Genomic DNA, 26,706 nt, shown 5'->3' with positions numbered 1-26,706 from the left:
GATCGCAGAACGGCATCGATCGCCGCAGCCGCGTGTCGGCCGGAGCGTTCTTGCGCGGTGCGCCGCATCGCATGTTCGTTGCGCACGCAAGCAATCTCGCATGCGGCGTGTGCCGGTGCCTGCGCCTGCGCTTACCGAGCGCGGCGCACCGTCACAGCAGATCGCGCAGCTGATACCACGCCATCGCGAGCACGAGCGCCGGCGTCCTGAGCGCCGCGCCGCCGGGGAAATCACGGTGTCGGATCTTGCCGAACACATCGAAGCGCGCGGCCTGTCCGTCGATCGCCTCGGCGATCAGCTTGCCCGCGAGGCCCGTCGTGTTGACGCCGTGTCCGGAGAAGCCCTGCGCGAAATAGACGGTCGGCGACAGGCGGCCGAAATGCGGCGCGCGATTCATCGTGATGTCGACGAAGCCGCCCCACGCGTAATCGACCTTCACGTCCGCGAGCTGCGGGAATGTCCTCAGCATGTCGCGGCGCATCGCTTCGGCGAGGTCGCGCGGCTCGAGCGTCGAATAGCTGACCTTGCCACCCCACAGCAGCCGCGTGTCGGGCGCGGGGCGGAAATAATCGAGCGCGAAGCGGCTGTCGCAGATCGCCGCCTGCGCGGGCATCAGCGCGCCCGCGCGCGCGTCGCCGAGCGGCTCGGTCGCGATCACATAGGTGCCGACCGGCATGATCTTGCGCGACAACGCGGGCGCGAGCGCGCCGAGAAACGCATTGCACGCGAGCACGACGAACTTCGCGCGGACCTGTCCGCGCGCCGTCGACACGACGTGCCCGCCGGCCTCGTTCGCGATGTGCGTCACGGCGCTGTCTTCGTAAATGCGCGCGCCCCGCTCGAGCGCCGCGCGCGCGAGGCCGAGCGTGTAGTTGAGCGGATGCAGATGGCCGCTGTCCGGATCGAAGAGGCCGCCGAGATAGCGGTTCGATTGCACGTATTGCGCGAGCGCGTCGCGTTCGACATAGCGCAAGCGTTCGTAGCCGAAGCGGCGGGCCGCTTCGTCGCGCCAGCGGCGCAGCGCGTCGACGTCGCGCGGCTTGTTCGCGGCGGTCAGATAGCCCGGCATCAGCGCGCAGTCGATTGCGTGCTTCGCGATCCGCTCCTTGACGATCGAGAGCGTCTCGAGCCCCATGTCCCAGATCAATCGGACTTCGTCGGCGTTCAGGTACGGTTCGAACGTGTCGATCCCGCATGCGAAGCCGCCGATCATCTGGCCGCCGTTGCGTCCGCTCGCCGCCCATCCGACCTTCGACGCCTCGACGACCGCGACCGAATAGCCGCGTTCGGCGAGATTGAGCGCCGCCGATATGCCGGTGAGGCCCGCGCCGATCACGCAGACGTCGGCGTCGACGGCGCCTTCCAGCGACGGATGGCGGGCGGTGTCGTTGATGGTCGCCGCATAGTACGACGCGGCGTGCGGTTGGTTGACGAACTTGAGCATGACGTAATGATCGATATTGGATTGTCCGGCGGTACCTCGTCGCGATGATGGTACACAAAAAAGCGCATATCAAAATACGTCGCGAGCCGGCGATCGGTGGGCAAATGGACGGATGCGGCAACGCGAAGACATCGCATTGGACCGGCGGCGGCCGGGCGAGTTGCACGCCGGGAGCCGATCATGCCGGCTGCGCGGGGCAGGCCAATCGTTCGGATGCCTGCAAGTGACGCGAGCAAGGGCGCTCCCGCCGCGCGCGGCGGCGATGCGTTCCCTTTCGTATGCCAGTCGACCGCCGTGTGCCGATGGATTCCGTTCCGCGTTCGGACCATCGGCTCGACCGGCTGCCGCCCCGAAAGGAAGCCGATCTTTCGTGCGGGCCGATCGCGCCAGGCGCTAGCGAATCAACGAATCGAACAGGCCGTCGCGCGTGGGCGAGAAGATGTCCAGATCGCTTTGATAGCGGGAATGGCCGTCGACGGCCAACTCGACCAGCACGCGACCGAACAGCGGAGCGTACTTGAAGGCGCGGCCGGATTCCATGATGCACATGGAAGCGCGGGCGTGGTGCGACTTGCTGCGCGGCTCCATCGGAATTCGGCCGATGACGAGCTTGCCGTCCGGACTCATCGAGTAGAGGCACGTGCCCGCGTGTTGGCCATGACCCGCATCGATGACGTCCGGATCGACGAGCCGCCCGACATGTTCGGTGAGCTCGCGCATCAGTCGATCGCTCACGGTGGGCCGGATGGCCGAGGGTTCGTCGAAGACGTCGTAGGTATAGTCCGCGCTCATCTTCACCATGTCGTGCATGGCCGGGGAGAAGTCCAATTGAGGAAATCCGTAGAACGTTCCCCGATCGCTCGCATCGACGTTGCCGAACTCGAACCAGATGGGCATCCGGGGATGGCTCGCCTTGAGTTCCCAGTACGCATAGTTCATCTGCCAGATTTTCCAGCGTCCGCTCTGTTTGCGCCCGAGGCCGCGCAGCACCGAATCCGCCCATACGCCGGGGCACGCGATGAGGTGACGTCCATGCACCGTCATCGATGCATCGTCGCTCCGCGTGTGAAGCGTATACGCGCAGTCGGCCGCCTGTTGATGGTGATCGACGTGTACGACCGTTTGTCCGTCGAGAACGTGGAGGCGGCCGGTGCGCTTCGCGCCGAGCAGGAAGGTTCTCGACGCCGCCTGCACATTGATCGACGCGCTGGCGGCCTGGACGAGCCCCACGTAATCGTCGGGCAGGGCGGCAAGATTGAAGATCGGGAAGCGCCGGTGGATCGCCGCAGGCGAATCCAGATATTCATACGGCATTCCCATGCCGTCCATCGTTTTCCGGACCTGGGCGACGTTGCCTTCGGTGGTCATCGGGGCATCCCGGTGCCCGAAGAACAGGAGGTCGTCCATCGCGAGCAGGCGCGTACAGTACGCGGTTCGAATGCGATTCGCAGGATCGCAGGAATATTTCCGGCTCAGCCGGACAGCCGTGCAGCGTCGTTTTGCGCGCGGTCATTCGCGCGATCAACCGCGCGCTGCGATTGGCCGGCAACGCGGCGGCACTGCACCCATAGCCGCATCATGGTTCGGCATGCAGAGCGAAGTCGTTGCGGCGGCCGCCTTGGTCCGGGGCTGCGGAGGGGCGTGCGAGCGGCGAGTATCGCGCTCAGGATTATGTGCGTGCGCGCCGTCGGCGGCGGGGCTGTTCCGGCGCCTTCGATGGATGCCTGCCCCCGATCCTTCGCATGAGTGGGCGGCGCGATCGGATGTCACTTCAGCGTGCGCTTTTCGAAGCGACTCGCCACATCCGCGATCGTTGCATCGAGGCGCTCGTCATGGCTGCGATGTCACCCGCGCTGACGCAATCACTTCGTCCGACGGCGCGGCTTGGGCGCCTGGGCCGCGTCCGCGACGCCGACCATACGCAGACAAACGGCGGTGACGGATCGGACAAATTCGGCATAGTCCGTTTCCTGGGCCGCGATGACATCGTCCGTGGCGCCGTGAACGCCCGCGTAGATCAGCAGGGCCGCGATGCGCGGTTGCGTCAATTGCCACACGCCGGCCTGTTCGCCGCAACTGAGAATGCCTTGGAGCTGATCGAGAATGGCGTTCTTCTCGCGATTGTTCCGTGCGTGGCGGTGATGGTTGATGTAGACGATGTCGTGCGTGCGATACGTTTCGACATAGGCTTCGATGCTCGTCCGAATCCATGCCCGCAGCCGACCTAACCAGTCGTCCGCCGCGCACGCATCAACGGCCTCTTCCAAGCGGCTCAGGTATTGCGCGGTGTACCGCTGGCCCATGGCTTCCAGGAGTTCGTTCTTCGAAGCGAAGTAATGGTAGAAGGTGCCCTTGGCTACTTCGGCCAACTCAACGATTTCGTTGATCGTGGTGGCCTCGACGCCTTGCGCTAAAAATAGCCTCTCGGCTGCCGCCATCAATTCTTCCAGGCGTACTTCGGCTGGCTTGGTGCGGGGCGTTTTAGGCGCTCCCTGCTCCCGCTGGCTTGTCTTGTATCTCATCGTGCGGTTCAGAACTTGCGTGCAAAAGTCAGAAGTCTAGGCTACGTTCCCGCAGTTACCAACGTTTTTGTAATTGTCCGACCGTTGGTTCATTTCATGTATGAAGGGCAAAAACGGACTCCGCCCGATGGTCGCCGTGCATCCGCATCGTGCGGATGTTCCGGGCGTCGACGAAATTCCGGAGTGCTTCTGTTTGAAGAAAGCTCATCGCCGGCGGGTGCATGCGCGGTCGGCGGCAAGCAAAGGTAAAGCGTCCGTCACGCCGCCTCGACGGAAGCATTCGTCATGCATCGATGGATCGCGCGCGCTGCGCTTGATTCAACATCTTCCGCAGGATGTAGCTGGCGACGGCAGCGGCCCCCACGTTGAAGAACATGCTGTAGACGAACGCGCTTTGCAGTTGAGAAAATTCCTGCAGATGAGACAATTTTTTTAACGTTACCTGCAGGATCGTGCTGACCGCAGTTACGCCGAATGCCGCGCCTACCTGCTGCAAGGTCGAAACGACTCCGGCGGCCATCCCCGCGAAGTTTTCCTGCACGTTCGCCAGCACGATATTCAGAAGAGGGGTCATGACCATGCCTTGTGTAAAGCCGAGCGTCCACAGTCCCGGTATCAGGAGCCACGGCAGCTCAAGGATGGGGAAATATCGCACGGCAAGTATCAGCGCGACGAAACTTGCCGCATATGAGGCCGCGCCGATGGAAACGACGTGCGGCCCGGATCGGCCGATGAGCTTGGGCGTCAATAGCGACGAAATCGTAAATCCGATGCTGGTCGAGACATAAGTCATTCCCGCTTCAAACGGGCTTAGCTTCAGTCCGGACTGAAGAAAGATCGAAAATACCAACGTAAATGAACCCGCGGTTGCATAGATGCACATGACCAACGACGAACCCTTGATGAATCGTCTTTCCCGGAGGAGCTTCATGTTGATGAGAGGAACGTGGCCGCTGCGTGCGTGGCGGATTTCGTGTCGCATGAATAGATACAAGGTGCCTAGCCCGATCAGCATCAGGACATAGCTTTTGAAACTCCATCCCCAGACTGCGCTCATTAGCAGCGGAAGCAGCGAAACGGAAATTCCCAGACTCGACAGAGCGACGCCCGTCCAGTCCAGGCTTTTTTTCTGTTCGGTGGACGTGTTTCGCAAATGACGGGAAAAAACAGCGCCGCCAGCCCGATCGGAAGATTGATAAAAAAGATGGCTCTCCATTGCAACTCCAGCAGATTGATCGAGATGATCAGACCGCCGAGAACTTGCCCCGCGATCGCCGCGAGCCCGAGCGTCATTCCCAGGTATCCGAACGCCCGATGGGCGCCGGCCTCGTCGAAATCCGCCCGGATGCACGCATAGATTTGCGGAAAGAGTACGGCGGCGGATAGCCCTTGTAAAAAGCGCGCGACGGTGAGGATCGCCGCGTGGGGCGCTAGTCCGCAAAGAATCGATGAAGCGGTGAAGCACAGCATCCCGATCTGATAGGCTCGCCGGCGTCCCCATAGATCGCCGAGCCTTCCGCCGGTGATGAGCAAGAGGCCGAACGACAGTTCGTAGGCGACGATGATCATCGTCAACTCGACATAGCTTGCATGCAGTGTCTTCTCGATGTTGACGATCGCGATATTGACGACAAATAAATCGAAAATCGTTACAAATCCGGATAGCAAGAGTGCGAATAAAGCAGAGCGTTGATGGTTGATCATGTGACCCTCGATTTAATTCGATATGCAGATGGTGGGCTCCATCTTGAATCTGGAGAAATCCCGATATCGCCAGCCCGACGAAGCGGATAGTCGAAGACCGTCTGAGACGTGACCTGCGGACGTCATCGAACACGGGCTCGAATTCGCATCAAGATTTGCATTCCCGGTCGTTTGGAGAGGTCTCGGCAGCCGCAGCGATATATTATTGACCGACGGTCGGTCATAAACTGGGATAGCAACTCATGCCGATGCCGTCACGTCGCGGTACGGGCAAGATGTCGCCGAGGTGCGTCGAGCTTGGGCTTCCGGTTGAACCGATGCGGGTCGAGGCGTCGATACGGCTCGGCCGTCGGCCCAGGATCGCGATGCCGCGGGGCGCGTGGCTCGGCGAATGACCTGTTCGAGCCGAATGTCGAGCTATCGCGGATGCTATCGATCACACCGGACGCACGGCTACTCGCGCATCCGCGGCACGGCGATTGCCGGCCGTTTTCAAATTCCCCTGCTTGTCCAATGGCGGAACAAATCGACCTTTTCAAGGTGATCGGAGGCGACGGGATGACGAGTCAAGGAATCGGAGTCGTAGGTGCGGGGCACTTGGGCGTTGCCCTTGCATCGCGCTTGATCGATATTGGATTCGACCGAGAGAGTGTTTGGCTCGGGCATCGCGGTTCTCAAAAATCGTATGCGACGAGTGTGAAGGCGGGAGTCGAAGATCGTCTTGTAGGCGTGGATGCGGTCATGAAGCATTGCAAGGTCATTTTGTATACCGTGCGACCGATCGATTACGGGATGATCTCCGATTACGAGTTGAGCGATGGACAGATCGTCATCTCGTTCTTGGCCGGTGTTTCGCTTTCGAAATTGTCCGATGTCGCGCGTGGATCGGGTTCGATTGCTCGGGCGATTATAAGCGCGCCGGATACGATTGCCGGCGGCCAAGCACTTGGTGTGACCTGCGGCGACGTCGACGAAAGTGCCGTGAATGTACTGAAATCCGTTGCGTCGCATATTTTGAATGTACGATCGGAGAATCAGTTCGAACCGGTTACCGTCCTCGGTGCTTGTCTTCCGTTTATATTGATGTATTGCGAATTCATCGGCGCGCCTGTCAGCGATCGAGTCATATTGAAATGTGCGGCAGAGCACGGACTCGATGACTGGCAGAGCGTTGTCGATTGGGCGAGACGGGTTAGGCCACGGGATTTGAATCCCGGTGAAATCGAAAATTATGTGAATCAATGCGCGACTCCGGGCGGCATTGCGGAGAACATCATCAATTCGCTTCGTCTGCACGGAGACTTCGCAAGGACCGTTCGAGAAGGGATCGAGCATGCCCAAACGATGCTAAGCGTTCAGATGGAGCCGCATCAATCCATCGGGCTTGGCGGGCACGGTTGACGAAACCGAAACCGAAGGCGTCTTCGAGCAGCGTTCTCGGCAGCGACCAGCGACGGAGGGCGAACTTGCGAATGCCCTCGACGCCCCGCGCGAGACGATGCTGGATCATCGCGCCGCGGTCGTGGTTTGTCTGTCGAGCGCATCCCTGTTGTTGCATGTCCATACGAAGCAGTCGGTTGCCCGCGGGGGCGAGGCTTCCGAGCGACGAATGTGTCGAGCGAGGACGGGCGAATTGCGCGCTCAGAACAGCAACTCGCGCACGCGGTGGTACAGCATGCCGAGCTCGAGCGCGGGCTGCCGCCACGCGGGGCCGCCGGGAAAGCGCCGGTGCCGCAGGCGCGCAAACAGATCGAAGCCGCGCGTGTCGCCCGCGATCGCGTTTGCGACGATGCGGCCCGCGATGCCGGTCAGCGCGACGCCGTGGCCGCTGAAGCCCTGAAGATAGAAGTAGTTCGGATCGATCGCGCCGAAGTCCGGCGCGCGGTTGCGCGTCACGTCGACGAAGCCGCCCCATGCGAATTCGATGCGCACGTCGGCGAGCTGCGGAAACGCGCCGACCATCCGGCGGCGGATCGCGCCGACGAGCGCGTCGGGCGATGCGCCCGCCGAGTCCGCGCGGCCGCCGAACAGCATCCGGTGGTCGGCGGACAGCCGGAAGTAGTCGAGAAAGAAGTTGTTGTCGCAGACCGCTTCGCGCTGCGGAATCAGCGCGCTCGCGCGATCGGCGTCGAGCGCTTCGGTCGCGACGATGTACGATGCGATCGGCGCGATGCGCGCGGCCGTCGCGGCGGGCAGCACGCCGCCCGGGCCCGCATTGCAGCACGCGACGACGTGACGGCAGCGCACTTCGCCCGTCGGCGTGCGCACGACGGGCCGCGCGCCGCGCACGACTTCGAGCGCCGGCGTGTGCGCGAACAGCCGCGCGCCTTCGCGTCGCGCCGCGTCGGCGAGGCCGACGCAGTACTTGAGCGGATGCAGATGACCGGACAGCGGATCGTGAACGCCCGCGAGATAACGCGGCGACGCGATGCGCGCGCGGATCGCATCGGCATCGAGCCATTCGAGCGACGGATGGCCCCAGCGCGATGCCGCATCGTCCATCCACTGGCGCAATTGCGGCACGCGGCGCGGATGCGTCGCGACCGTCAGGTAGCCGCGCGTGAAGTCGCAGTCGATTCCGTAGCGCGCGATACGCTCTTCGACGAGCGCGACGGCGTCGAGCGACAGCGCCCATGCTTCGCGTGCGCCTTCGATGCCGAGCTGGCGCTCGATCTCGCCGTCCTTCGCGAAGCCCGCGATCATCTGTCCGCCGTTCCTGCCGGACGCGCCCCAGCCCGGCCGGTACGCATCGAGCACGGCGACCGACAGGCCGCGCGCGCGGCAGTCGAGCGCGGTCGACAAGCCGGCGAACCCGGCTCCGATCACGCAGACGTCGACGTCGAGCGCATCGTCGAGCACCGGGTCGTCGTCGGCCGGGCGGCTGGCGGTGACCTCGTAATACGAGCGGCGCGCGAGTTCGTCGGCGCGGCGGGCGAAGGCGTTGATCATAAGCAAGTCGTGAAAGGTCGAGCGGCATCGTCGCATCGCGATGCCGTGCGGCCGCGATGCGCAATGCGGGAAAGCGGGTTGCAGCGCGGACGGGACGTGCGGCAAGCAGCCGCACGTCCATGCGCCGTCGGCGTCAGAACGAGTAGATGAACTGCGTCGCAAGCAGATCGTTGGATTTGCTGTACGAGCCGTCGTTCCGCAGGAACACCTTGTTGTTCGCCCAGTCGTGCCGGTATTCGACCTTCACGGTGATCTGCTGCGTCGGATAGAACAGCAGATCGAGCGCGACGTCCTGACGGTTCGCGCCCTTGCACTCGAACCCGAGACCGCCGTTCGCCTTCGACGTCGCGAGGCAGTCCGAATCGATGCCGAAGCCGTCCGCGGTATCCATCCCGTTGCCGTTGAGCGCGACCCCGCCGCCGCCGCCGCCGTTCTTGCTGTTCGCGAGGAAGTCGTAGCGCAGCGTCGCGCCCATCCGGCCGAGCACCGGCACGTTGAACTTGCGGTGCGCGAGCAGCGACAGCCCGTACCATTGCGCGCGGCCGCCGTTGAACGCCGCGTGCTGCTGCTGGCCGTAGTCGATTTCCGCGTTGTACTGAACGTCGGCGAGCGTATAGGTCGCGTCCGCTTCGGCGAAGAAGAACGTGCCGTACGGGCTCGGCGACTGGCCGCCCGGACCGTAGACGACCGCGCCCGACTGCGTCGTCGCGCTGCCGAGCGTCTGCCGCCCGATGTTGAACGAGCCGCCGAGATCGAGCGCGCTCGACCACGTGTAGTCGACGCGCGCGGTAAACGTCGGCACCTTGTTGCTCGTCGTGATCGGATCGCCGAGCGCGTTCGTGCCCGTCTGCGTGACCGAGCCGTACGTCCGGTATTGCTCGTTGCCGAGCAGGAACTTCCACGCCCAGTTGCCCTTCGTGTAGTTCGCGCCGATGCCGATGTAGCTGCCCGGATCGGAGAAGTCGTACAGCAGGTTGTGCGTGAGCGTCAGCATCTGGTTCGACTGCTGCACCTCGTAGCCGCCGAAGCTCGGCACGAGGCCGGCGACGAGCGTCGTCGTCGCGCTGAGCGGCACGTTGACGACCGCGGTGTTGAGGATGTTGTTGCCGATGTTGCCGCGGGAGTTCTGCAGCAGCGTGATGCCGTTGCCGCGGTTCGGCATCAGCGTGATCTCGGCCGACGGCGCCATCGGGCCGACGCCGAACGTCTTCTTGATGTCGAGGTAGAGATCGCCGAACGTGCTGTTGAAGTAGTTGTAGTTGCTCTCGTGATTCGCGAACAGGAACGACGACGTGCCCGCCGCGCGGTTGAACACGTAGGTCGGATCGATGTAGCCCGTCACCGAGAGGCCCGCGATCGGCCCGGTGTTCGCCGCGTCGGTCAGCGAATCGACCTTCAACTGCTGGTTCGCGATCTCCTGCTTCATTTGCGTGACGTCGTCGTTCGTCAGCACGGCGGGCGCCTTGCCGTAGTCCGGCGACGATTCGTCGACGGGCGCGGCCGCCGTCACGGCCGCCGCGCCTTTGCCCGCGGCGGCGGCGCTGCCCGCCGCGCCGTGCTGCGACGCAAGCGCGGACCGAAGCTCCTTCACCTGCGCCTGCAGCGCGTTCAACTGCGCCTGCATTGCCTTGATCTGCGCGCTTGTCGACGCGGCGCCGGCGAAGCCGGGCAGCGACCCGGCCACGAGCAGACAGATTAACTTCATTCTCATGCAGATTCTCCTGGTTGTTCGTATTGCGAAGGACTTGGGTGCTCGTTCGGGCGGTAGAGGCGTCGTCAGGCCGTGCCGAGCGACTTTCTCGTCGCCGCGGCCTGCGGTGCGCGCGGTGCGCCGCCGGATGCGTCGGTTTCGGACGAGTCGGACGGCGCGGGTGGCGCGAACGCCTGGCGCATGTCGCGTTCGCGGCGACGCTCGCGGCTCAGCATCATCTGGTTGACGACGATCACGCCGATCGTGACGGCGGTGATGAAGAGCGTCGCGAGCGCGTTCATTTCGGGATTGAGGCCGAGGCGCACGCGCGAGAACACGACGAGCGGCAGCGTCGTCGAGCCGGGCCCGGACAGGAACGCGGACAGCACGAGATCGTCGATCGACAGCGTGAACGACAGCAGCCAGCCGGACAGCAGCGCCTGCGAGATCAGCGGCAGCGTGATCACGAAGAACACCTTGAGCGGCGTCGCGCCGAGGTCGAGCGCCGCTTCTTCGAGCGATTTGTTCAACTCCTTGACGCGCGACTGGACGATGATCGCGACGTACGACACGCACAGCATCACGTGGCCGATCCAGATCGTCAGTATCCCGCGGCCTTTCGGCCAGCCGACCATCTGCTCGAGCGCGACGAACAGCAGCAGCAGCGAGATCCCCTGGATCACCTCGGGAATCACGAGCGGCGCGTTGATCATCCCGGTGTACAGCGTGAAGCCGCGGAAGCGGCCGAAGCGCGCGAGCACGAAGCCCGCCCACGTGCCGATGAACACCGACGCGAACGCGGTCAGCAAACCGATCTTCAGCGACAGCCACGCGCTCGTCAGCAGTTCGTCGTCCTGCAGGAGCGCCGCGTACCACTTCAGCGAGAAGCCGGACCAGACCGTGACGAGCTTCGACTCGTTGAACGAATAGACGACGAGGCTGATGATCGGGATGTACAGAAACAGGAAGCCGAGCGTCAGCACGCCGGCGGAAAGCGGCTTGTTGGGCTTGATCATTTCGCGTCCCCCAGCTCCTTTACCTGGTAGTACTGGAACACGGCCATCGGCACGAGGAGCAGCAGCACCATCGCGACCGTCACCGCGGAGGCCATCGGCCAGTCCATGTTGTTGAAGAACTCGTCCCACATCACGCGGCCGATCATCAGCGTGTCGGCGCCGCCGAGCAGCTCCGGAATCACGTATTCGCCGACGGCCGGAATGAACACGAGCAGGCTGCCCGCGATGATTCCGTTCTTCGACAGCGGAAGCGTGATCCGCGTGAACGCGACCCACGGCTTCGCGCCGAGGTCGTACGCGGCCTCGAGCAGCGTCAGGTCCATCTTCACGAGATGCGCGTAGAGCGGCATCACCATGAACGGCAGATACGAATAGACCATCCCGATGTAGACGCCCGCATCGGTGTGGTAGAGACGCAGCGGAGAGTGGATCAGGCCGAGCGCGATCAGCGCGTGGTTGAGGAGCCCGTCGTCCTTCAGGATGCCGATCCACGCATAGACGCGGATCAGGAACGACGTCCAGAACGGCAGCATCACGCCCATCATCAGCAGGTTGCGCGTCGCGGGCGCCGAGCGCGCGATGTAGTACGCCATCGGATAGCCGATCAACAGGCACAGCAGCGTCGATACCGCGGCCATCTTCAACGAGCTGACGTAGGTCGCGACATAGAGGCTGTCCTGCAGCAGGAACGCGTAATGGCCGAGCTGCAGCGCGAACTGCACCGCGCCGTCCTTGACGCTCGTCAGCGCGGTGTACGGCGGGATGCCCATCACCTGGTCGGCGAAGCTGATCTTCAGCACGAGCACGAACGGCAGCGCGAAGAACAGCATGAGCCACAGGAACGGCACGCCGATCGCGACGCCGCGGCCGGACGGCATGAAGCGCGCCGCGACGCGCGCGACGCGCGCGCGCACGGGCGACGCGCTTCGGACAGCGGACGAAGCGGCCGCGAGCGAGGAAGAGGGAGAGGTTCTCATTGCGTCAGCACCACGCCGCTTGCGGGCGACCAGGAGACGAACACGTCGTCGTTGTAGGCGGGCGCACCTTCCTGCATCAGGTGCGAGCTCGAGAGATTCGACACGACGGTCTTGCCGCTCGGCAGGCGCACGTGGTACAGCGAGTAGCTGCCCATGTAGGCGACGTCGGTGACGACGCCGCGCGCCCAGTTGTGCGGCGTGCTGGGGCGCTCGCGCGACACGCGCACGCGCTCCGGCCGCACCGAGATGCCGACCGGCATGCCGAGCGGCCCCGTGACGCCGTGGCTCACGTACATCCGCGCTTCCAGATCCTCGCTTTCGACGAAGATGTGATCGGGCTCGTCCTCGACGACGACGCCTTCGAACAGATTCGTCGAGCCGATGAACTCGGCCGAGAAGCGGCTGTTCGGAAATTCGTAGACCGCGCTCGGCGTGCCGATCTGCACGATCCGCCCTTCGCTCATCACCGCGAGGCGGCTCGCCATCGTCATCGCTTCCTCCTGGTCGTGCGTGACCATCACGCAGGTCACGTCGACCTTCTCGATGATGTTGACGAGCTCGAGCTGCGTCTTCTGGCGAATCTTCTTGTCGAGCGCGGACATCGGCTCGTCGAGCAGCAGGAGCTTCGGCCGCTTGACGAGCGAGCGCGCGAGCGCGACGCGCTGCTGCTGGCCGCCCGACAGTTGATGCGGCTTGCGCTGCGCGTAGCGGCTCATCTGCACGAGGTTCAGCGCATCGGCCACGCGCTCGCGGATCTCGTGCTTCGGCGTGCCTTCCTGCTTCAGGCCGAACGCGACGTTCGACTCGACCGTCATGTGCGGAAACAGCGCGTACGACTGAAACATCATGTTGACGGGCCGGCGATACGGCGGCAGCGCCGCGAGATCCTCGCCGTCGACGAAAATGCGGCCGGACGTGGCCGTCTCGAGTCCGGCGAGCATCCGCAGCAGCGTGGACTTGCCGCAGCCGGAGCTGCCGAGCAGCGCGAACAGCTCGTTTTTCGCGATCGACAGATTGACGTTGTCGACGGCGGTGCTGTCGCCGAATTTCTTCACGACGTTCTCGATGCGGACGAACTCGTCCGTTCGTGCCGGCAAGCCGGCCGGGGGGCGCGCCAGTTGCGCGGTGTCGATTGAAGGCGTCGATTTCATGATGTGGCCATCCTTCGTTGGGGATCGCAGGCATGAGCGCTCCCACGCGATGCGCACGATGCGAATCGCGAAGGAACTGCGACCGGGAATCGAGGCGTCGCGCGTCTCAGGTCGAACGCGCTGACGTCGGACTGCGTGCTTCGGGCGGGCAGCGGTCGATCGACTGCTGCGCGCGGCTATCGCTCGTGATCAGTGCCCCGTCTTCAACTGCGCCCACAGGCGGTTTTCGAGACGCAGGATGTCCGCGGGCATCGGCCGCATCAGCGTCATCTTCTTCAGCACGTCTTCGGGCGGATAGACGGTCGGATCCTGCGCGACGGCCGGCAAGACGAACTGGCGCGCCGCGCGGTTCGCGGTCGGATAGAACACTTCGTTCGTGATGGCCGCGTTGACCTTCGGATCCTCGATGTAGTTGATCCACTTCAGCGCGGCTTCCGCGTGCGGCGCGTCCTTCGGGATCACCATCACGTCGAACCACAGCAGGCCGCCTTCCTTCGGATTCGAGAACCTGATGTCGTACGAGCGCTTCGCTTCGGCCGAGCGGCGGTGCGCGATGCCGACGTCGCCCGACCAGCCGAGCGCGACGCACACGTCGTTGTTCGCGAGATCGTTGATGTAGCCGGACGAATTGAATTGCGTGATGTACGGGCGGACTTTCTTCAGCACATCGAAGGCAGCCTGGTAATCGGCCGGGTTCGTGCTGTTCGGATTCTTGCCCATGTATTGCAGCGTCGCGGCGAACACGTCGACCGCCTGATCGAGGAACGACACGCCGCAGCCCTTCAGCTTCGACAGGTTCGCCGGATCGAGCACGAGCGCCCAGCTGTCGACGGGCGCGTTCTCGCCGAGCGCCTTCTTCACCGCCTGCACGTTGTAGCCGATGCCGTCGGTGCCGAACGCCCACGGCACGCCGTACTGGTTGCCCGGATCCGCATCGGCGATCATCTTCATCAGCGTCGGATCGAGATTCGACAGATTCGGCAGCTTCGACTTGTCGAGCTTCTGATAGACGCCCGCCTGAATCTGCTTGGCCATGTAGTTCGAGGTCGGCACGACGATGTCGTAGCCGGAGCTGCCCGCGAGCAGCTTTGCCTGCAGCGTGTCGTCGCTGTCGTAGTTGTCGTACTTGACGTGGATGCCCGTTTGCTTCTCGAAGTTCGGGATCGTGTCCTTCGCGATGTAATCGGACCAGTTGTAGACGTTCAACTCGGCGCCGACCGCCTGCGCGGCCGGAACGGACAGCGCCGAGGCGCCGGCGAGCGCGACGAACGCAGCACGCGCGATCGCATGACGAAGATGGCTCACACTCATGTTGTTCCCCTGATGATGAAGGTGGGAGAGCGCCGCGCGAGCGCCGCCCGCCCGATTGGCAATGCCGTTAGGAAAGACCCAGTTGCTGCGCGGTCGCATCGATCGCCCGCTTCGCCTTCTCGACGATCTCGTCGATCTCCGGCTTCGAGATCACGAGCGGCGGCGACAGCAGCATCCGGTCGCCCGTCGCGCGCATGACCAGGTTGCCGTTGAAGCAGTAGTCGCGGCAGATCGTGCCGACCTCGCCGCCGTTCTCGAAGCGCTTGCGCGCGCCCGGCTCGCGCGCGAGCTGAAGGCCCGCGACGAGCCCCGCGCCCGCGATCTCGCCGACGATCGGATGATTCGCGAAGGTCTCGCGCAGCCTCTGCTGGAAGTACGGGCCGGTGTCGGTCTTCACGCGCTCGACGATCTTCGCGTCGCGCAGCACCTTCAGATTCGCGACCGCGACGGCCGCCGCGACCGGATGCCCCGAATACGTCATCCCGTGATTGAACTCGCCGTGCGCGATCAGCGCGTCGGCGATCCGGTCGGACAGCGCGACGGCGCCCATCGGCACGTAGCCGCTCGTCAGCCCCTTCGCGAGCGTCATCAGGTCCGGCTCGAAGCCGACGTGCCGATGCGCGAACCATTCGCCGGTGCGCCCGAACCCGCCGATCACTTCGTCGGCGACGAGCAGCACGTCGTACTTGCGGCAGATCCGCTCGATCTCCGGCCAGTACGTCGACGGCGGAAAGATCACGCCGCCCGCGCCCTGGAACGGCTCGCCGATGAACGCGGCGACGTTCTCCGCGCCGAGCTCGACGATCTTCGCTTCGAGCTGCCGCGCGCGTTCGAGTCCGAACTCTTCGGGTGTCTGTCCTTCGCCCGCTTCGCCGAAGAAGTACGGCTGATCGATATGGACGATATGCTCGACCTTCGACGGCATCTGCTCGTGCATGTAGCCCATGCCGCCGAGCGTCGCGCCCGCGATCGTCGAGCCGTGGTAGGCGTTCCTGCGCGAGATCACGACCCTCTTCTGCGGCTGGTTCCGCGTGCGCCAGTATTGATGGACGACGCGCAGCACCGTGTCGTTGCCTTCCGACCCGCTGTTGCAATAGAAGAAGTGATTGAACGACGGCGGCGCGATGTCGGCGAGCAGCGCCGACAGCTCGATGATCGGCGGATGCGTCGTCTTGAAGAACGTGTTGTAGAACGGCAGCTCGCGCAACTGGCGGCTGCCCGCCTCGATCAGCTCTTCGCGTCCGTAGCCGACGTTCACGCACCAGAGCCCGGCCATCCCGTCGATGATCTTGTTGCCGTCGGAATCCCACAGATAGACGCCCTCGGCCTTCACGATCACGCGGCTGCCCGCGCGATTGAGCGCGCCCATGTCGGAAAACGGATGGATGTGATGCGCGGCGTCGAGCGCGCGGTATTCGGCGGTCGTGCGGCGTTGTTCGGCATGCGCGCCGGCCGCGGGTGCGGCGGGCTGGACCCATGCCGATTCGTTCAGTCGGTAGCTCATCGTTGCCTCCTGTATAGATGCGGCTGCGAGCGTGTTCAGACGTGCAGCAGCAGATGCTTGCGTTCCCACGAGCTGATCACGCGGAAAAATGCTTCGTACTCCGTTTCCTTCAGCGCGAGATAGGCCTTCACGAACTTCTCGCCGAGGATTCCGGCGAGCGGCTCGCACGCGGACATCAGCGTCAGCCCTTCTTCGAGATTGCGCGGCAGCTGGTACGGCAGGCTGTAGCCGTCGCTGACGAGCGGCTCGGTGGGCGCGAGGCGCTGCGTCATGCCGAGGTAGCCGGCCGCGAGCGTGCCCGCGATCGCGAGATACGGATTGCAGTCGACGCCCGGAATCCGGTTCTCGACGCGGCGCGACACCGACGACGAATGCGGGATCCGGAAGCCGACCGTGCGGTTGTCGTAGCCCCACTGCACGTTGATCGGCGCAGCCATGAAGCGCGACAGCCGGCGATACGAGTTGATGTACGGCGCGAAGATCGGCATCAGCGCGGGCGTGTATTTCTGCAGCCCGGCGATGTACCCGTAGAACTTGTCGGTCGGGCTGCCGTCGGCGGCGGTGAAGAGATTCCGTCCGGTCTCTTCGTCGACGATGCTCTGATGCACGTGCATCGCCGAGCCGGGCTCGTTCTCCATCGGCTTCGCCATGAACGTCGCGTACATGTGATGCCGCAGCGCCGCTTCGCGCACGGTGCGCTTGAACAGGAACACGCGGTCGGCGAGATTCAGCGGATCGCCGTGCAGGAAGTTGATCTCCATCTGCGCGGCGCCGACTTCGTGAATCAGCGTGTCGACTTCGAGATCCTGCACTTCGCAGTACTCGTAGATATCTTCGAACAACGGATCGAACTCGTTGACCGCTTCGATCGAATACGACTGGCGTCCCGTTTCCGGCCGCCCGGTGCGGCCGATCGGCGGCGCGAGCGGGAGATCCGGATCCTTGTTCATGTCGACCAGATAGAACTCGAGCTCCGGCGCGATCACGGGCTTCCAGCCTTTCGCCTTGTAAAGCTCGAGCACGCGGCGCAGCACGCGGCGCGGCGAGATCTCGACAGGCGTGCCGTCGAAGTGCACGCAATCGTGGATCACTTGCGCGGTCGGATCGGTTGCCCACGGAATCAGGCGAATCGTCGACGCGTCGGGCAGGCACACCATGTCGGGATCGGTCACGCCCGTCAGCGTGCCGTCTTCCGGATAGTCGCCGGTGACGGTCTGGATCATCACGGCCTGCGGCAGGCGCATCGATTCGCCGGTTTCGAACTTGCTGCGCGGAATGATCTTGCCGCGCGCGATGCCCGCCATGTCGGGGATGATCGCTTCCACTTCGGTGATCCGATGTTTCTTCAGGAATTCGTCGATGTCTTGCATGATCGTTCTCGTTGTAGTGGGTCGGTTCACGCGTGGACCGCGCGCGCCGGCAGCAGGTCGGCGCCGTTCCGCATTCGGGCGCGCATCCGGTCGCGGCATGCGTCGCCGAACGCGCGGAAGATCGCGGTGGACAGCGGATCGTCCGCGTGCTTCCACTCCGGATGCCATTGCACGCCGAGCGCGAATGCGCGTGCGCCCGGCACGCCGACGGCTTCGACGAGGCCGTCGGGCGCGACCGCTTCGACTGCAAGGCCCGCGCCCAATTGCTCGATGCCCTGGCCATGCAGCGAATTCACTTGCGTGTCGGCCGCGCCGCCGAGCAGGCGCTGCAGCAGCCCGCCGGGCGCGAGCCGGATCGCGTGCGCCGGCGCGTACTGCGCGTCGAGCGCGTCGCGCTTGTCTTCACGGTGATCGTCGAAGCTTTCGACCGCGTGCACTTGCTGATGCAGCGTGCCGCCGAACGCGACGTTCATCTCCTGGAAGCCGCGGCAGATCGCGAGCACCGGCACGCCGGCGTCGATCGCCGCGCGCAGCAGCGGCAGCGTCGTCGCGTCGCGCGCCGGGTCGTGCGGCGTGCCGGGTGCGCTCGGCACGCCGCCGTAGTGATGCGGCTCGACGTTCGAATAGCTGCCGGTAAACAGCAGTCCGTCGACGGCGGCGAGCACGTCCCGCGTCGCTTGCCGCGCGCCGAGCGCAGGCACGAGCATCGCGAGCGCGTTTGCGCCGTCGACGATTGCGGAGACGTATTTGTCGCCGGCGACGTGTGATGGATGCGCGCCCATCATCGTTGTATCTGCGGTGATTCCGACCAATGGTTTGCTTTGCATGAAATTCACGTTTTATGAATGCCGGGATTGCGAGTCGCGCATCGAAAATCGCAATACGGCAGGCGTGACAGGGCCCGTCGGCTTCACGCCATGCGCGAAGCCGCTGAGATAGAGGCGCAACGGACGAGCGGCGACAGCAAGCCGGCGGCCGCACGGCGCGCAACGAAATAGGGATGACGCTCGCTCGAATCGAACGCGCGGCGCAACGGGGATGGTCGAGCGCACGCGCGACGATGCGGCACGCCGCTGCGCCGATCAGGCGTCAGGGCATACGCTCGAAGCGAACTGCGTCAGAAGGAGAGGCGCTACGGCAGCAGCGAGGCGACTTCGTCGATGTGCACGGCGATATAGGCGCGTGCGGAGACGGCGTTGTGACGTCGTACGGAACGACGGGACAGGATGGTGAAGACGGAAGGAAGCAGGCGAGGAACAAGCGCGCCGCTGCTGCCGTCGGAGAGGGCGACGTCATGCGGGATGCTCGCCGCATGTCTTCGATCCCACCTTACCAGAGGGCCACGGACTCTCACGATTACACTCGACTGGTGACGTTGAAAGTTTTGAACACCCCGGTTCATCGAACGCATTCGGCGTTTAATAAATCGGGGCGGCGGTCCGGCGGCAAGATCGCCAACGCGTCGTGCATACTTCGGACACCGTCGGAACGCGCTGCAACATGACGATGATGTGACGCCGACCTGTGGATCAGCATATACGAGCCAAAAACGGCGTCAAATATTTTTCAAAAATACGGTTCACTCTGTTCTTTTCGTGGCGGGCATCAATCCTGCATAAGCGATTGCATGCTGCAGCGTGCATTATTTCGAACGCCTTGCAGGGTTTTCCCGGACAGAAATCGATTGAAAGTGATTAGAATATTCGACACTCGAGCCACGCAATCGTCGGTCGTCGACGCTCCCAATCGTGTCGGAATCCCTATCGATGTCCAATGAAGTCGCCACCCGCCTGCGTCACGTGCGGATGAAGTACGGTCTGTCGCAGCGCGAGCTCGCGAAGCGCGCGGGCGTCACGAACGGCACCATCTCGCTGATCGAGCAGAGCCGCGTCAGTCCATCGGTAGGATCGCTGAAGAAATTGCTCGAATGCATTCCGATGAGTCTCGCGGAGTTCTTCACGTTCGAAGTCGACGAGGACCGTTCGGTCGTCTCGCGCCGCGGCGAGATGCCGAATCTCGGCAACGACGCGATCGGCTTCTATCTCGCGGGCTCCGGCGTCAAGGACCGCAACATGTGCATCATGCGCGAGGTCTATCAGCCGCTCGCGGATACCGGCACGGAAATGCTCGCGCATGCGGGACACGAGGGCGGCGTCGTCGTGTCCGGGCAGATCGAGCTGACCGTCGACGGCACGACGTGGCTGCTCGATCCCGGAGACAGCTACTACTTCGAGAGCCGCTTGCCGCACCGTTTTCGCAATCCCAGCGCGGAACACGTCTGCGAGGTCGTGTCGGCGAATTCGCCGCCCACCTTCTGACGACGCGCCAACGCGATTCGCCGGCGCCGCGCGCCGCAAGCGCGCGGCGTCACGCACATCGTTACGCATGGCGAATCAAACCCTACGAGGGAATTCCGATGGACAAGACGACTTTGGCTTACTGGCAGGACAAGGCTGCGACGCTCGCGATCGAAGGGCGCGCATTCATCGACGGCGCGTATCGCGACGCGCACGGCGGCAAGACGTTCGATTGCGTGAGCCCGATCGACGGCCGCGTGCTCGTGAAGGTCGCCGATTGCGGCGCGGCCGACGTCGACGCGGCGGTGGCCGCCGCGCGGCGCGCGTTCGACGCGCAGGTGTGGGCGGGCCTGAACCCGCGCAAGCGCAAGGCGATCCTGTTGCGCTGGGCGGCGCTGATGCGCGAGCATCTCGACGAGCTGTCGCTGCTCGAGACGCTCGACGCGGGCAAGCCGATCGGCGACACGACGACGGTCGACGTGCCGGGCGCCGCGTATTGCGTCGAGTGGTTCGCGGAAGCGATCGACAAGGTCGGCGGCGAAGTGGTGCCCGCCGATCATCATCTCGTCGGCCTCGTCACGCGCGAGCCGCTCGGCGTCGTCGCCGCGGTCGTGCCGTGGAATTTCCCGATCCTGATGGCGTCGTGGAAGTTCGGGCCGGCGCTCGCCGCGGGCAACAGCGTCGTGCTGAAGCCTTCGGAGAAATCGCCGCTCACCGCGATCAAGGTCGCGCAGCTCGCGCACGAGGCGGGCATTCCGGCCGGCGTGTTCAATGTCGTGCCGGGCGGCGGCGAGCCGGGCAAGCTGCTCGCGCTGCATCGCGACGTCGACTGTCTCGCATTCACCGGCTCGACCGGGGTCGGCAAGCTGATCATGCAGTACGCGGGGCAATCGAACCTGAAGCGCGTGTGGCTCGAGCTCGGCGGCAAGTCGCCGAACATCGTGCTGCCCGATTGCCCGGATCTCGATCGCGCGGCGAAAGCGGCGGCGGGCGCGATTTTCTACAACATGGGCGAGATGTGCACGGCGGGCTCGCGCCTGCTCGTGCATCGCGACATCAAGGATGCGTTCCTCGAGAAGCTCGTCGCCGCGGCGCGCGCGTATACGCCCGGCAATCCGCTCGATCCGAACGTGTCGATGGGCGCGATCGTCGACGAGGTTCAGCTCGAGCGCGTGCTCGGCTACATCGAGTCGGGCCGCGGCGAAGCGAAGCTGCTGCTCGGCGGCGCGCGGGTGAACGAGAAGAGCGGCGGCTTCTACATCGAGCCGACCGTGTTCGATACGGCGCCCGACGCGACGATCGCGCGCGAGGAGATCTTCGGCCCGGTGCTGTCGGTGATCACGTTCGATTCGGTCGACGAAGCGGTGAGGATCGCGAACGACAGCGATTACGGGCTCGGCGCCGCGGTGTGGACCGCGAGCCTGACGACCGCGCACGAAGTCGCGCGTCGGCTGCGCGCGGGCACGGTATGGGTCAACTGCTACGACGAAGGGGGCGACATGAACTTCCCGTTCGGCGGCTACAAGCAATCGGGCAACGGCCGCGACAAGTCGTTGCACGCACTGGAGAAGTACACCGAGCTGAAGTCGACGCTCGTGCGGCTGCGCTAAAGGATTCGCAAGCCAGCGCGGCGGCGCGAACGCATCGCGCCGCCGCGTTCCCAATGAATCCGACCGCCGGCCCGTTCGCCTTTTCTCTTGCAGCGCCGCGAACGGGCCGGTCCCTCCATCGGGTCATTCGATGAATGAAACGCTCTATGGCGACGGCGCGATCCGCCGTCCATCTCTCTACGGCTCCTCGATCGAAAACACCTACGCGGGCGTGCTGTCGTTCATGCGACGCAACTACAGCCGCGATCTCGACGGCGTCGACGTCGCCGTGTCCGGCGTGCCGCTCGATCTCGCGACGACGTTTCGGTCCGGCGCGCGCCTCGGCCCGTCCGCGGTGCGCGCGGCGAGCGTGCAGCTCGCGGAGCTCCATCCATATCCGTGGGGCTTCGATCCGTTCGACGATCTCGCGGTGATCGACTACGGCGACTGCTGGTTCGACGCGCACAATCCGCTGACGATCAAGCCCGCGATCGTCGAGCACGCGCGGACGATCCTGCGTTCGAACGCGAAGATGCTGACGTTCGGCGGCGATCACTACATCACGTATCCGCTGCTGATTGCGCACGCGGAGCAATACGGCAAGCCGCTGTCGCTGATCCATTTCGACGCGCACTGCGACACGTGGGCCGACGACGATCCGGACAGCCTCAATCACGGCACGATGTTCTACAAGGCGGTCGACGAAGGGCTGATCGATCCGAAGACGTCGGTGCAGATCGGCATCCGCACGTGGAACGACGACTATCTCGGCATCGACGTGCTCGACGCCGCGTGGGTGCACGAGCACGGTCCGCGCGCGGCGCTCGAACGCATCCGCTCGATCGTCGGCGATCGGCCCGCCTATCTGACGTTCGACATCGACTGCCTCGATCCCGCGTTCGCGCCGGGCACGGGCACGCCGGTCGCGGGCGGGCTGTCGTCCGCGCAGGCGCTCGCGATCGTGCGCGGCCTGGGCGGCGTGAACCTGATCGGCGCGGACGTCGTCGAAGTCGCGCCCGCGTACGACCAGAGCGAGATCACCGCGATCGCGGCCGCGCACATCGCGTGCGATCTGCTGTGCCTGTGGCGGCAGCGCAAGGTCGGCGCGCGCTAACCGGCAGTGTTGAACGGCCCTCGCTCCCATTGCGGGAGCGACGGCGCGCAGATGGCCGGCCGGAACGACAACATAATTTTCTGCGGGCGGAGGCGAGGCATGGCATTCGCGATCAAAGCCGAAGTGAGCGATCCGCAGGCGAAGACGTTCGCGTTCACTGCGCAAAAGACGATGTACGGCGGCAAGCATATCGCCGGGGGCGACACGATTTTCGTATTCGCGAGCGAGAACGAGGGTGGGCAAGGCCTCATCGCGCGCGGCGTCGTGACTTTCGCCGAAGCCGTCGCGAAGACGCCCGGCATCGACCGGCAAACGCCGCGCGTGAGCCTCGCCATCAAGCGCACCGCGCTGGCGAAGCGGCCGCTGGGGCGAAGCGAGCTCAGGCGCTTCACCGACTGGAGCGACGGCCAACCCGGGACCGAGCTCAATTTCAAGTTCTATCGGCAGGCGACGAACAAGATCATCGGCATCTCGGACGAAGCGGCGGCGTTCCTCGGCGCGTTCTTCGAGCGCGGCCGGCCGCCAGGCCGACCGCCGATCCCTAATGCGATTCGCCGATAAGTTTGTGCGAATCCGTTATTGGAGCGATCGACCGCGCGTTTCTATACTCGACACCGGATTGGCACTCATCGAACCCAAGTGCCAACGACTTCGATAAGGAAACCTGAGAATGAGCCTACGTCCGCTGCACGATCGCGTCGTCGTCAAGCGACTCGACCAGGAAACCAAGACCGCGTCGGGTATCGTCATCCCGGACAGCGCGGCGGAAAAGCCCGATCAGGGCGAGATCGTCGCGGTCGGTCCCGGCCGGCGCGACGCCGACGGCAAGCGTGTCGAACCCGACGTGAAGGTCGGCGAGCGCGTGCTGTTCGGCAAGTACGCCGGGCAGTCCGTGAAGGTCGACGGCAACGAATTGCTGGTGCTGCGCGAAGAAGACATCGTCGCAGTCGTTCATTCCTGAGGAGCGTCGAGTCATGGCAGCGAAAGAAATCATTTTTCACGACGGCGCGCGCACGAAGCTCGTCGAAGGCGTCAATCTGCTCGCGAACGCGGTGAAGGTCACGCTCGGCCCGAAAGGCCGCAATGTCGTGCTCGAGCGCAGCTTCGGCGCGCCCGTCGTCACGAAGGACGGCGTGTCGGTCGCGAAGGAGATCGAGCTTGCGGACAAGGTGCAGAACATCGGCGCGCAGCTCGTGAAGGAAGTCGCGTCGAAGACGAGCGACGCGGCGGGCGACGGCACGACGACCGCGACCGTGCTCGCGCAGGCGATCGTTCGCGAAGGGCAGAAGTACGTCGCCGCGGGCCTGAATCCGCTCGATCTGAAGCGCGGCATCGACAAGGCCGTGCTGGCCGCGGTCGAAGCGCTGAAGAAGATCAGCAAGCCGACCACGACGAGCAAGGAGATCGCGCAGGTCGCGACGATCTCGGCGAACGGCGAGGAATCGATCGGCCAGCGGATCGCCGAGGCGATCGACCGCGTCGGCAAGGAAGGCGTGATCACCGTCGAGGACGGCAAGTCGCTCGCCGACGAGCTCGATGTCGTCGAAGGGCTGCAGTTCGATCGCGGCTATCTGTCGCCGTACTTCATCAACAATCCCGACCGACAGCTCGCGGTGCTCGACGACCCGTTCATCCTGCTGCACGACAAGAAGATCTCGAACATCCGCGATCTGCTGCCGGTGCTCGAGCAGGTCGCGAAAGCGGGACGGCCGCTCCTCATCGTCGCCGAGGACGTCGAGGGCGAAGCGCTGGCGACGCTCGTCGTCAACAACATTCGAGGCATCCTGAAGACCGTCGCGGTCAAGGCGCCCGGCTTCGGCGACCGCCGCAAGGCGCTGCTGGAGGACATCGCGATCCTGGCGGGCGGCCAGGTGATCGCCGAGGAAACCGGCCTCACGCTCGAGAAGGCGACGCTCGCCGAGCTTGGGCGCGCGAAGCGCATCGAAGTCGGCAAGGAGAGCACGACGCTCATCGACGGCGCGGGCGACAAGCCGAGCATCGAGGCGCGCGTGAAGCAGATCCGCGCGCAGATCGCCGACGCGACGTCCGACTACGATCGCGAGAAGCTGCAGGAGCGCGTCGCGAAGCTCGCGGGCGGCGTCGCGGTGATCAAGGTCGGCGGCGCGACCGAAGTCGAAGTGAAGGAAAAGAAGGATCGCGTCGACGATGCGCTGCACGCGACGCGCGCGGCCGTCGAGGAAGGCATCGTGCCGGGCGGCGGCGTCGCGCTGATTCGCGTGAAGCAGGCGATCGCGGACCTGACGGGCATCAACGCCGATCAGAAGGCCGGCATCAACATCGTGCTGCGCGCGCTCGAAGAGCCGCTGCGCCAGATCGTCGCGAACGCGGGCGAAGAGGCGAGCGTCGTCGTCGCGACGGTGGCGGCCGGCAAGGGCAACTACGGCTACAACGCGGCGACGGGCGAATACGGCGACCTCGTCGAGTCGGGCGTGCTCGATCCGACGAAGGTCACGCGCACCGCGCTGCAAAATGCGGCGTCGGTCGCGGGGCTGCTGCTGACGACCGACGCGACCGTGCACGAAGCGCCGAAGGATGCGCCGTCGCCCGCGCCGGCGGGCGTGCCTGGCGCGGGCGGTCCGGGCTTCGACTTCTGAGCGCGTAGCGCCGCGGCGGATGCGCGCCGCTCGACGGGCGGTGCGCACGCACGGCATGCGCTCGGGGGCGATGGGGTGACGCAGTCCGATGCATGGCATCGGACGCGATGCGCGACGAGCGGCAAGCAAGACGCGGCGCGCAAAGCGAAGCGCCGTACGCCGAACCGAATGCCCGCCAAGCGGCAGGCGTCGAGCGGAACCGCTCGACGCCTGCCGCGCCGCGTTTATTTCCCTTGCTCATAAGCGTCCAACGAAACGTTGGTTTGTCTGCCGGCGCGATGCCGTTAACGTAATGCGATTACCATCGCATTCGACCAACACGACACGACCGGGGGCTCGACGCATGCGGGCGCATACAGACAAGATCATCCACTGGCTGCTGTCGAGCCTCGAGCCCGTCAGCTCGATCTTTCACGTCGGCCAATATTGCGGCGACGGCTGGCGCGCGTCGACGGCCGGCCGCGCGCGGGCGAGCTTCCACGTCGTGCTGCATGGCGGCTGCTGGCTGCATGTCTTCGACGGCCGCGCGAGCGTGCCGCTCGCCGAAGGCGACGCGGTGTTCCTGATGCGCGACCTCCCGCACGCGCTGACGTCCGCCGCGACGCCGCCCGCTCGCACGCGCGACGCCGCGCACGCGGCGCCGCCCGCCATGCAGCGCTTCGATCCCGACGCGCCGGACGCGGTCGGCCTCGCATGCGGCTTTCTCGCGTTTCGCAACGGCTCGAGCGACTGGATCGCATCGTACTTGCCCGATTGCCTCGTGGTTCGGCGCGGCAGCGCGGCGGCCGGGCAGATCCATGCGATCGTCGGGCTGATCCGCGCCGAGGCGGCGAAGCCCGGCTCGTTCGACGAGCCGTCGCCGCTGATCGCGCGGCTGACCGAACTGCTGTTCTTCTACGCGGTGCGCGACGCGGTCGACGACGATTCGCTCGCGAGCGGCCTCGCGCCGCTGATGCGCCGCGCCGAATTCGCGAGCCTGATCGCGGCCGTCATCGACCGGCCGGGCGATGCGTGGACGACCGACGCGATGGCGTCGTTCGCGCACATGTCCCGCGCGACGTTCTTCAAGCGCTTCGTCGACGCGTGCGGCCAGCCGCCCGCGCAATTCGTCACGCTGATCCGGATGAAGATCGCGGCCGAGATGCTGCGGCAGGGCGAGGCGATCGCGCGCGTCGCCGAATGGGTCGGCTACCAGTCGGAATCGGCGTTCGCGCATGCGTTCAAGCGGACCGTCGGGCTTCAGCCGGGCGCATACCGGCGCGAGCAGGGCGGTGCGCCGCCGCCCGGTCGCACGGCCGGCGGCCCGCATGCCGCTGGCGCGAACGCCGCGTTGCATTGAGCGGGCTCCGTCGCTTCGCCGGCGCGCGATAGCGCCCGCTTCGTCCTTTCGTTCGCCGCTTCGCGCGCGTGGACGAATTCGCAGCACTCGCAGACCTTCGCGCATTGCCCGCCG

23 protein-coding genes are annotated in these 26,706 nt (G+C 64.9%); 8 read left to right on the top strand and 15 right to left on the bottom strand.

Annotation, left to right across the window (positions count from 1 at the left end; genetic code table 11):
- Positions 1–151 precede the first annotated feature (151 nt).
- The 5 genes from BG90_RS30225 to BG90_RS37665 all read right to left on the bottom strand — a co-directional run bounded on the left by BG90_RS30225 (position 152) and on the right by BG90_RS37665 (position 5,670).
- Positions 152–1,444, bottom strand: coding sequence for an NAD(P)/FAD-dependent oxidoreductase (locus BG90_RS30225; RefSeq protein WP_010112757.1), 1,293 nt, complete (start codon positions 1,442–1,444; stop codon positions 152–154).
- Between the two features lie 393 nt (positions 1,445–1,837).
- Positions 1,838–2,851, bottom strand: a complete 1,014-nt coding sequence (locus BG90_RS30220; RefSeq protein ID WP_010122644.1) for an FAD-dependent oxidoreductase — start codon at positions 2,849–2,851, stop codon at positions 1,838–1,840.
- Positions 2,852–3,306: 455 nt separating this feature from the next.
- Positions 3,307–3,966 carry a TetR/AcrR family transcriptional regulator gene (locus BG90_RS30215; RefSeq protein WP_038802196.1) on the bottom strand — a complete coding sequence of 220 codons (660 nt, stop codon included), beginning with the start codon at positions 3,964–3,966 and terminating at the stop codon, positions 3,307–3,309.
- Positions 3,967–4,249: 283 nt separating this feature from the next.
- On the bottom strand, positions 4,250–5,023 hold the full coding sequence (locus BG90_RS37670) for an MFS transporter (RefSeq protein ID WP_232289008.1): 774 nt from the start codon (positions 5,021–5,023) through the stop codon (positions 4,250–4,252).
- Entirely contained in the window at positions 5,023–5,670 is a 648-nt protein-coding gene (locus BG90_RS37665; protein WP_232289009.1) for an MFS transporter, read from the bottom strand. The genes BG90_RS37670 and BG90_RS37665 overlap by 1 nt, the downstream gene beginning before the upstream one ends.
- A 513-nt stretch (positions 5,671–6,183) precedes the next feature.
- On the opposite strand from BG90_RS37665, the gene BG90_RS30205 reads away from it, so the two are divergent.
- A complete protein-coding gene (locus BG90_RS30205; RefSeq protein ID WP_010122648.1) occupies positions 6,184–7,071 on the top strand; it encodes a pyrroline-5-carboxylate reductase family protein in 888 nt (295 codons plus the stop codon).
- A 240-nt stretch (positions 7,072–7,311) separates the two neighbouring features.
- Here BG90_RS30205 and BG90_RS30200 read toward each other — a convergent pair whose 3' ends face one another.
- From BG90_RS30200 to BG90_RS37660, 10 genes are all read right to left on the bottom strand, one after another.
- Entirely contained in the window at positions 7,312–8,619 is a 1,308-nt protein-coding gene (locus BG90_RS30200) for an NAD(P)/FAD-dependent oxidoreductase (protein WP_010122650.1), read from the bottom strand.
- A gap of 133 nt (positions 8,620–8,752) precedes the next feature.
- The gene (locus BG90_RS30195; protein WP_025990574.1) at positions 8,753–10,330 is read right to left on the bottom strand and encodes a DUF3138 family protein; all 1,578 of its coding nucleotides are present in this window, start codon (positions 10,328–10,330) and stop codon (positions 8,753–8,755) included.
- A gap of 65 nt (positions 10,331–10,395) precedes the next feature.
- Positions 10,396–11,325: an ABC transporter permease subunit gene (locus BG90_RS30190; RefSeq protein ID WP_010122653.1), complete on the bottom strand. Its 930-nt coding sequence runs from the start codon at positions 11,323–11,325 to the stop codon at positions 10,396–10,398.
- On the bottom strand, positions 11,322–12,302 hold the full coding sequence (locus tag BG90_RS30185; RefSeq protein ID WP_025990575.1) for an ABC transporter permease subunit: 981 nt from the start codon (positions 12,300–12,302) through the stop codon (positions 11,322–11,324). The genes BG90_RS30190 and BG90_RS30185 overlap by 4 nt, the downstream gene beginning before the upstream one ends.
- Positions 12,299–13,453, bottom strand: a complete 1,155-nt coding sequence (locus tag BG90_RS30180; protein WP_010122658.1) for an ABC transporter ATP-binding protein — start codon at positions 13,451–13,453, stop codon at positions 12,299–12,301. Before BG90_RS30180 ends, BG90_RS30185 begins: the two co-directional genes overlap by 4 nt.
- A gap of 189 nt (positions 13,454–13,642) precedes the next feature.
- A complete protein-coding gene (locus tag BG90_RS30175) occupies positions 13,643–14,764 on the bottom strand; it encodes a polyamine ABC transporter substrate-binding protein (RefSeq protein WP_025990576.1) in 1,122 nt (373 codons plus the stop codon).
- Positions 14,765–14,831: 67 nt separating this feature from the next.
- Positions 14,832–16,268: an aspartate aminotransferase family protein gene (locus tag BG90_RS30170; RefSeq protein ID WP_045568517.1), complete on the bottom strand. Its 1,437-nt coding sequence runs from the start codon at positions 16,266–16,268 to the stop codon at positions 14,832–14,834.
- A gap of 35 nt (positions 16,269–16,303) precedes the next feature.
- Positions 16,304–17,638: a glutamine synthetase family protein gene (locus BG90_RS30165; RefSeq protein WP_045568516.1), complete on the bottom strand. Its 1,335-nt coding sequence runs from the start codon at positions 17,636–17,638 to the stop codon at positions 16,304–16,306.
- 26 nt (positions 17,639–17,664) lie between these two features.
- Complete coding sequence (locus BG90_RS30160) at positions 17,665–18,465, bottom strand: gamma-glutamyl-gamma-aminobutyrate hydrolase family protein (protein ID WP_050814387.1); 801 nt, start codon at positions 18,463–18,465, stop codon at positions 17,665–17,667.
- Between the two features lie 305 nt (positions 18,466–18,770).
- Positions 18,771–18,974 (bottom strand): hypothetical protein, encoded by a 204-nt coding sequence (locus BG90_RS37660; protein WP_071811507.1) that lies wholly within the window; start codon positions 18,972–18,974, stop codon positions 18,771–18,773.
- Positions 18,975–19,404: 430 nt separating this feature from the next.
- Here BG90_RS37660 and BG90_RS30155 point away from each other — a divergent pair, with 430 nt between their 5' ends.
- From BG90_RS30155 to BG90_RS30125, 7 genes are all read left to right on the top strand, one after another.
- Positions 19,405–19,956: a cupin domain-containing protein gene (locus tag BG90_RS30155; RefSeq protein WP_010108093.1), complete on the top strand. Its 552-nt coding sequence runs from the start codon at positions 19,405–19,407 to the stop codon at positions 19,954–19,956.
- Positions 19,957–20,054: 98 nt separating this feature from the next.
- The gene (locus tag BG90_RS30150; protein WP_045568515.1) at positions 20,055–21,545 is read left to right on the top strand and encodes an aldehyde dehydrogenase; all 1,491 of its coding nucleotides are present in this window, start codon (positions 20,055–20,057) and stop codon (positions 21,543–21,545) included.
- A 130-nt stretch (positions 21,546–21,675) separates the two neighbouring features.
- Positions 21,676–22,638 (top strand): agmatinase, encoded by a 963-nt coding sequence (speB, locus tag BG90_RS30145; RefSeq protein WP_010122444.1) that lies wholly within the window; start codon positions 21,676–21,678, stop codon positions 22,636–22,638.
- A gap of 99 nt (positions 22,639–22,737) precedes the next feature.
- Complete coding sequence (locus BG90_RS30140) at positions 22,738–23,199, top strand: hypothetical protein (RefSeq protein WP_010122442.1); 462 nt, start codon at positions 22,738–22,740, stop codon at positions 23,197–23,199.
- A gap of 109 nt (positions 23,200–23,308) precedes the next feature.
- Entirely contained in the window at positions 23,309–23,599 is a 291-nt protein-coding gene (groES, locus tag BG90_RS30135; protein ID WP_010108098.1) for a co-chaperone GroES, read from the top strand.
- Between the two features lie 13 nt (positions 23,600–23,612).
- Complete coding sequence (groL, locus tag BG90_RS30130) at positions 23,613–25,253, top strand: chaperonin GroEL (RefSeq protein WP_010108100.1); 1,641 nt, start codon at positions 23,613–23,615, stop codon at positions 25,251–25,253.
- Positions 25,254–25,596: 343 nt separating this feature from the next.
- Positions 25,597–26,592, top strand: a complete 996-nt coding sequence (locus BG90_RS30125) for an AraC family transcriptional regulator (RefSeq protein WP_045568514.1) — start codon at positions 25,597–25,599, stop codon at positions 26,590–26,592.
- Positions 26,593–26,706: the final 114 nt, after the last annotated feature.

The sequence above is a fragment of the Burkholderia oklahomensis C6786 genome (genome assembly GCF_000959365.1).
GTDB classification, from domain to species: Bacteria; Pseudomonadota; Gammaproteobacteria; order Burkholderiales; family Burkholderiaceae; genus Burkholderia; species Burkholderia oklahomensis.
This window is presented reverse-complemented; position numbering and strand designations above follow the sequence as displayed.

Bases quoted from the DNA above. Each gene is read 5' to 3' on its own strand.
- groL (WP_010108100.1), top strand. From the start codon at position 23,613: ATGGCAGCGAAAGAAATCATTTTTCACGACGGCGCGCGCACGAAGCTC.
- BG90_RS30215 (WP_038802196.1), bottom strand. From the start codon at position 3,966: ATGAGATACAAGACAAGCCAGCGGGAGCAGGGAGCGCCTAAAACGCCC.
- groES (WP_010108098.1), top strand. From the start codon at position 23,309: ATGAGCCTACGTCCGCTGCACGATCGCGTCGTCGTCAAGCGACTCGAC.
- speB (WP_010122444.1), top strand. From the start codon at position 21,676: ATGAATGAAACGCTCTATGGCGACGGCGCGATCCGCCGTCCATCTCTC.
- BG90_RS30195 (WP_025990574.1), bottom strand. From the start codon at position 10,330: ATGAGAATGAAGTTAATCTGTCTGCTCGTGGCCGGGTCGCTGCCCGGC.
- BG90_RS30205 (WP_010122648.1), top strand. From the start codon at position 6,184: ATGGCGGAACAAATCGACCTTTTCAAGGTGATCGGAGGCGACGGGATG.
- BG90_RS30170 (WP_045568517.1), bottom strand. From the start codon at position 16,268: ATGAGCTACCGACTGAACGAATCGGCATGGGTCCAGCCCGCCGCACCC.
- BG90_RS30160 (WP_050814387.1), bottom strand. From the start codon at position 18,465: ATGCAAAGCAAACCATTGGTCGGAATCACCGCAGATACAACGATGATG.
- BG90_RS30165 (WP_045568516.1), bottom strand. From the start codon at position 17,638: ATGCAAGACATCGACGAATTCCTGAAGAAACATCGGATCACCGAAGTG.
- BG90_RS30225 (WP_010112757.1), bottom strand. From the start codon at position 1,444: ATGCTCAAGTTCGTCAACCAACCGCACGCCGCGTCGTACTATGCGGCG.
- BG90_RS30190 (WP_010122653.1), bottom strand. From the start codon at position 11,325: ATGATCAAGCCCAACAAGCCGCTTTCCGCCGGCGTGCTGACGCTCGGC.
- BG90_RS37670 (WP_232289008.1), bottom strand. From the start codon at position 5,023: ATGAGCGCAGTCTGGGGATGGAGTTTCAAAAGCTATGTCCTGATGCTG.
- BG90_RS30185 (WP_025990575.1), bottom strand. From the start codon at position 12,302: ATGAGAACCTCTCCCTCTTCCTCGCTCGCGGCCGCTTCGTCCGCTGTC.
- BG90_RS30155 (WP_010108093.1), top strand. From the start codon at position 19,405: ATGTCCAATGAAGTCGCCACCCGCCTGCGTCACGTGCGGATGAAGTAC.
- BG90_RS30150 (WP_045568515.1), top strand. From the start codon at position 20,055: ATGGACAAGACGACTTTGGCTTACTGGCAGGACAAGGCTGCGACGCTC.
- BG90_RS30175 (WP_025990576.1), bottom strand. From the start codon at position 14,764: ATGAGTGTGAGCCATCTTCGTCATGCGATCGCGCGTGCTGCGTTCGTC.
- BG90_RS30200 (WP_010122650.1), bottom strand. From the start codon at position 8,619: ATGATCAACGCCTTCGCCCGCCGCGCCGACGAACTCGCGCGCCGCTCG.
- BG90_RS30140 (WP_010122442.1), top strand. From the start codon at position 22,738: ATGGCATTCGCGATCAAAGCCGAAGTGAGCGATCCGCAGGCGAAGACG.
- BG90_RS37665 (WP_232289009.1), bottom strand. From the start codon at position 5,670: ATGATCAACCATCAACGCTCTGCTTTATTCGCACTCTTGCTATCCGGA.
- BG90_RS30180 (WP_010122658.1), bottom strand. From the start codon at position 13,453: ATGAAATCGACGCCTTCAATCGACACCGCGCAACTGGCGCGCCCCCCG.
- BG90_RS30125 (WP_045568514.1), top strand. From the start codon at position 25,597: ATGCGGGCGCATACAGACAAGATCATCCACTGGCTGCTGTCGAGCCTC.
- BG90_RS30220 (WP_010122644.1), bottom strand. From the start codon at position 2,851: ATGGACGACCTCCTGTTCTTCGGGCACCGGGATGCCCCGATGACCACC.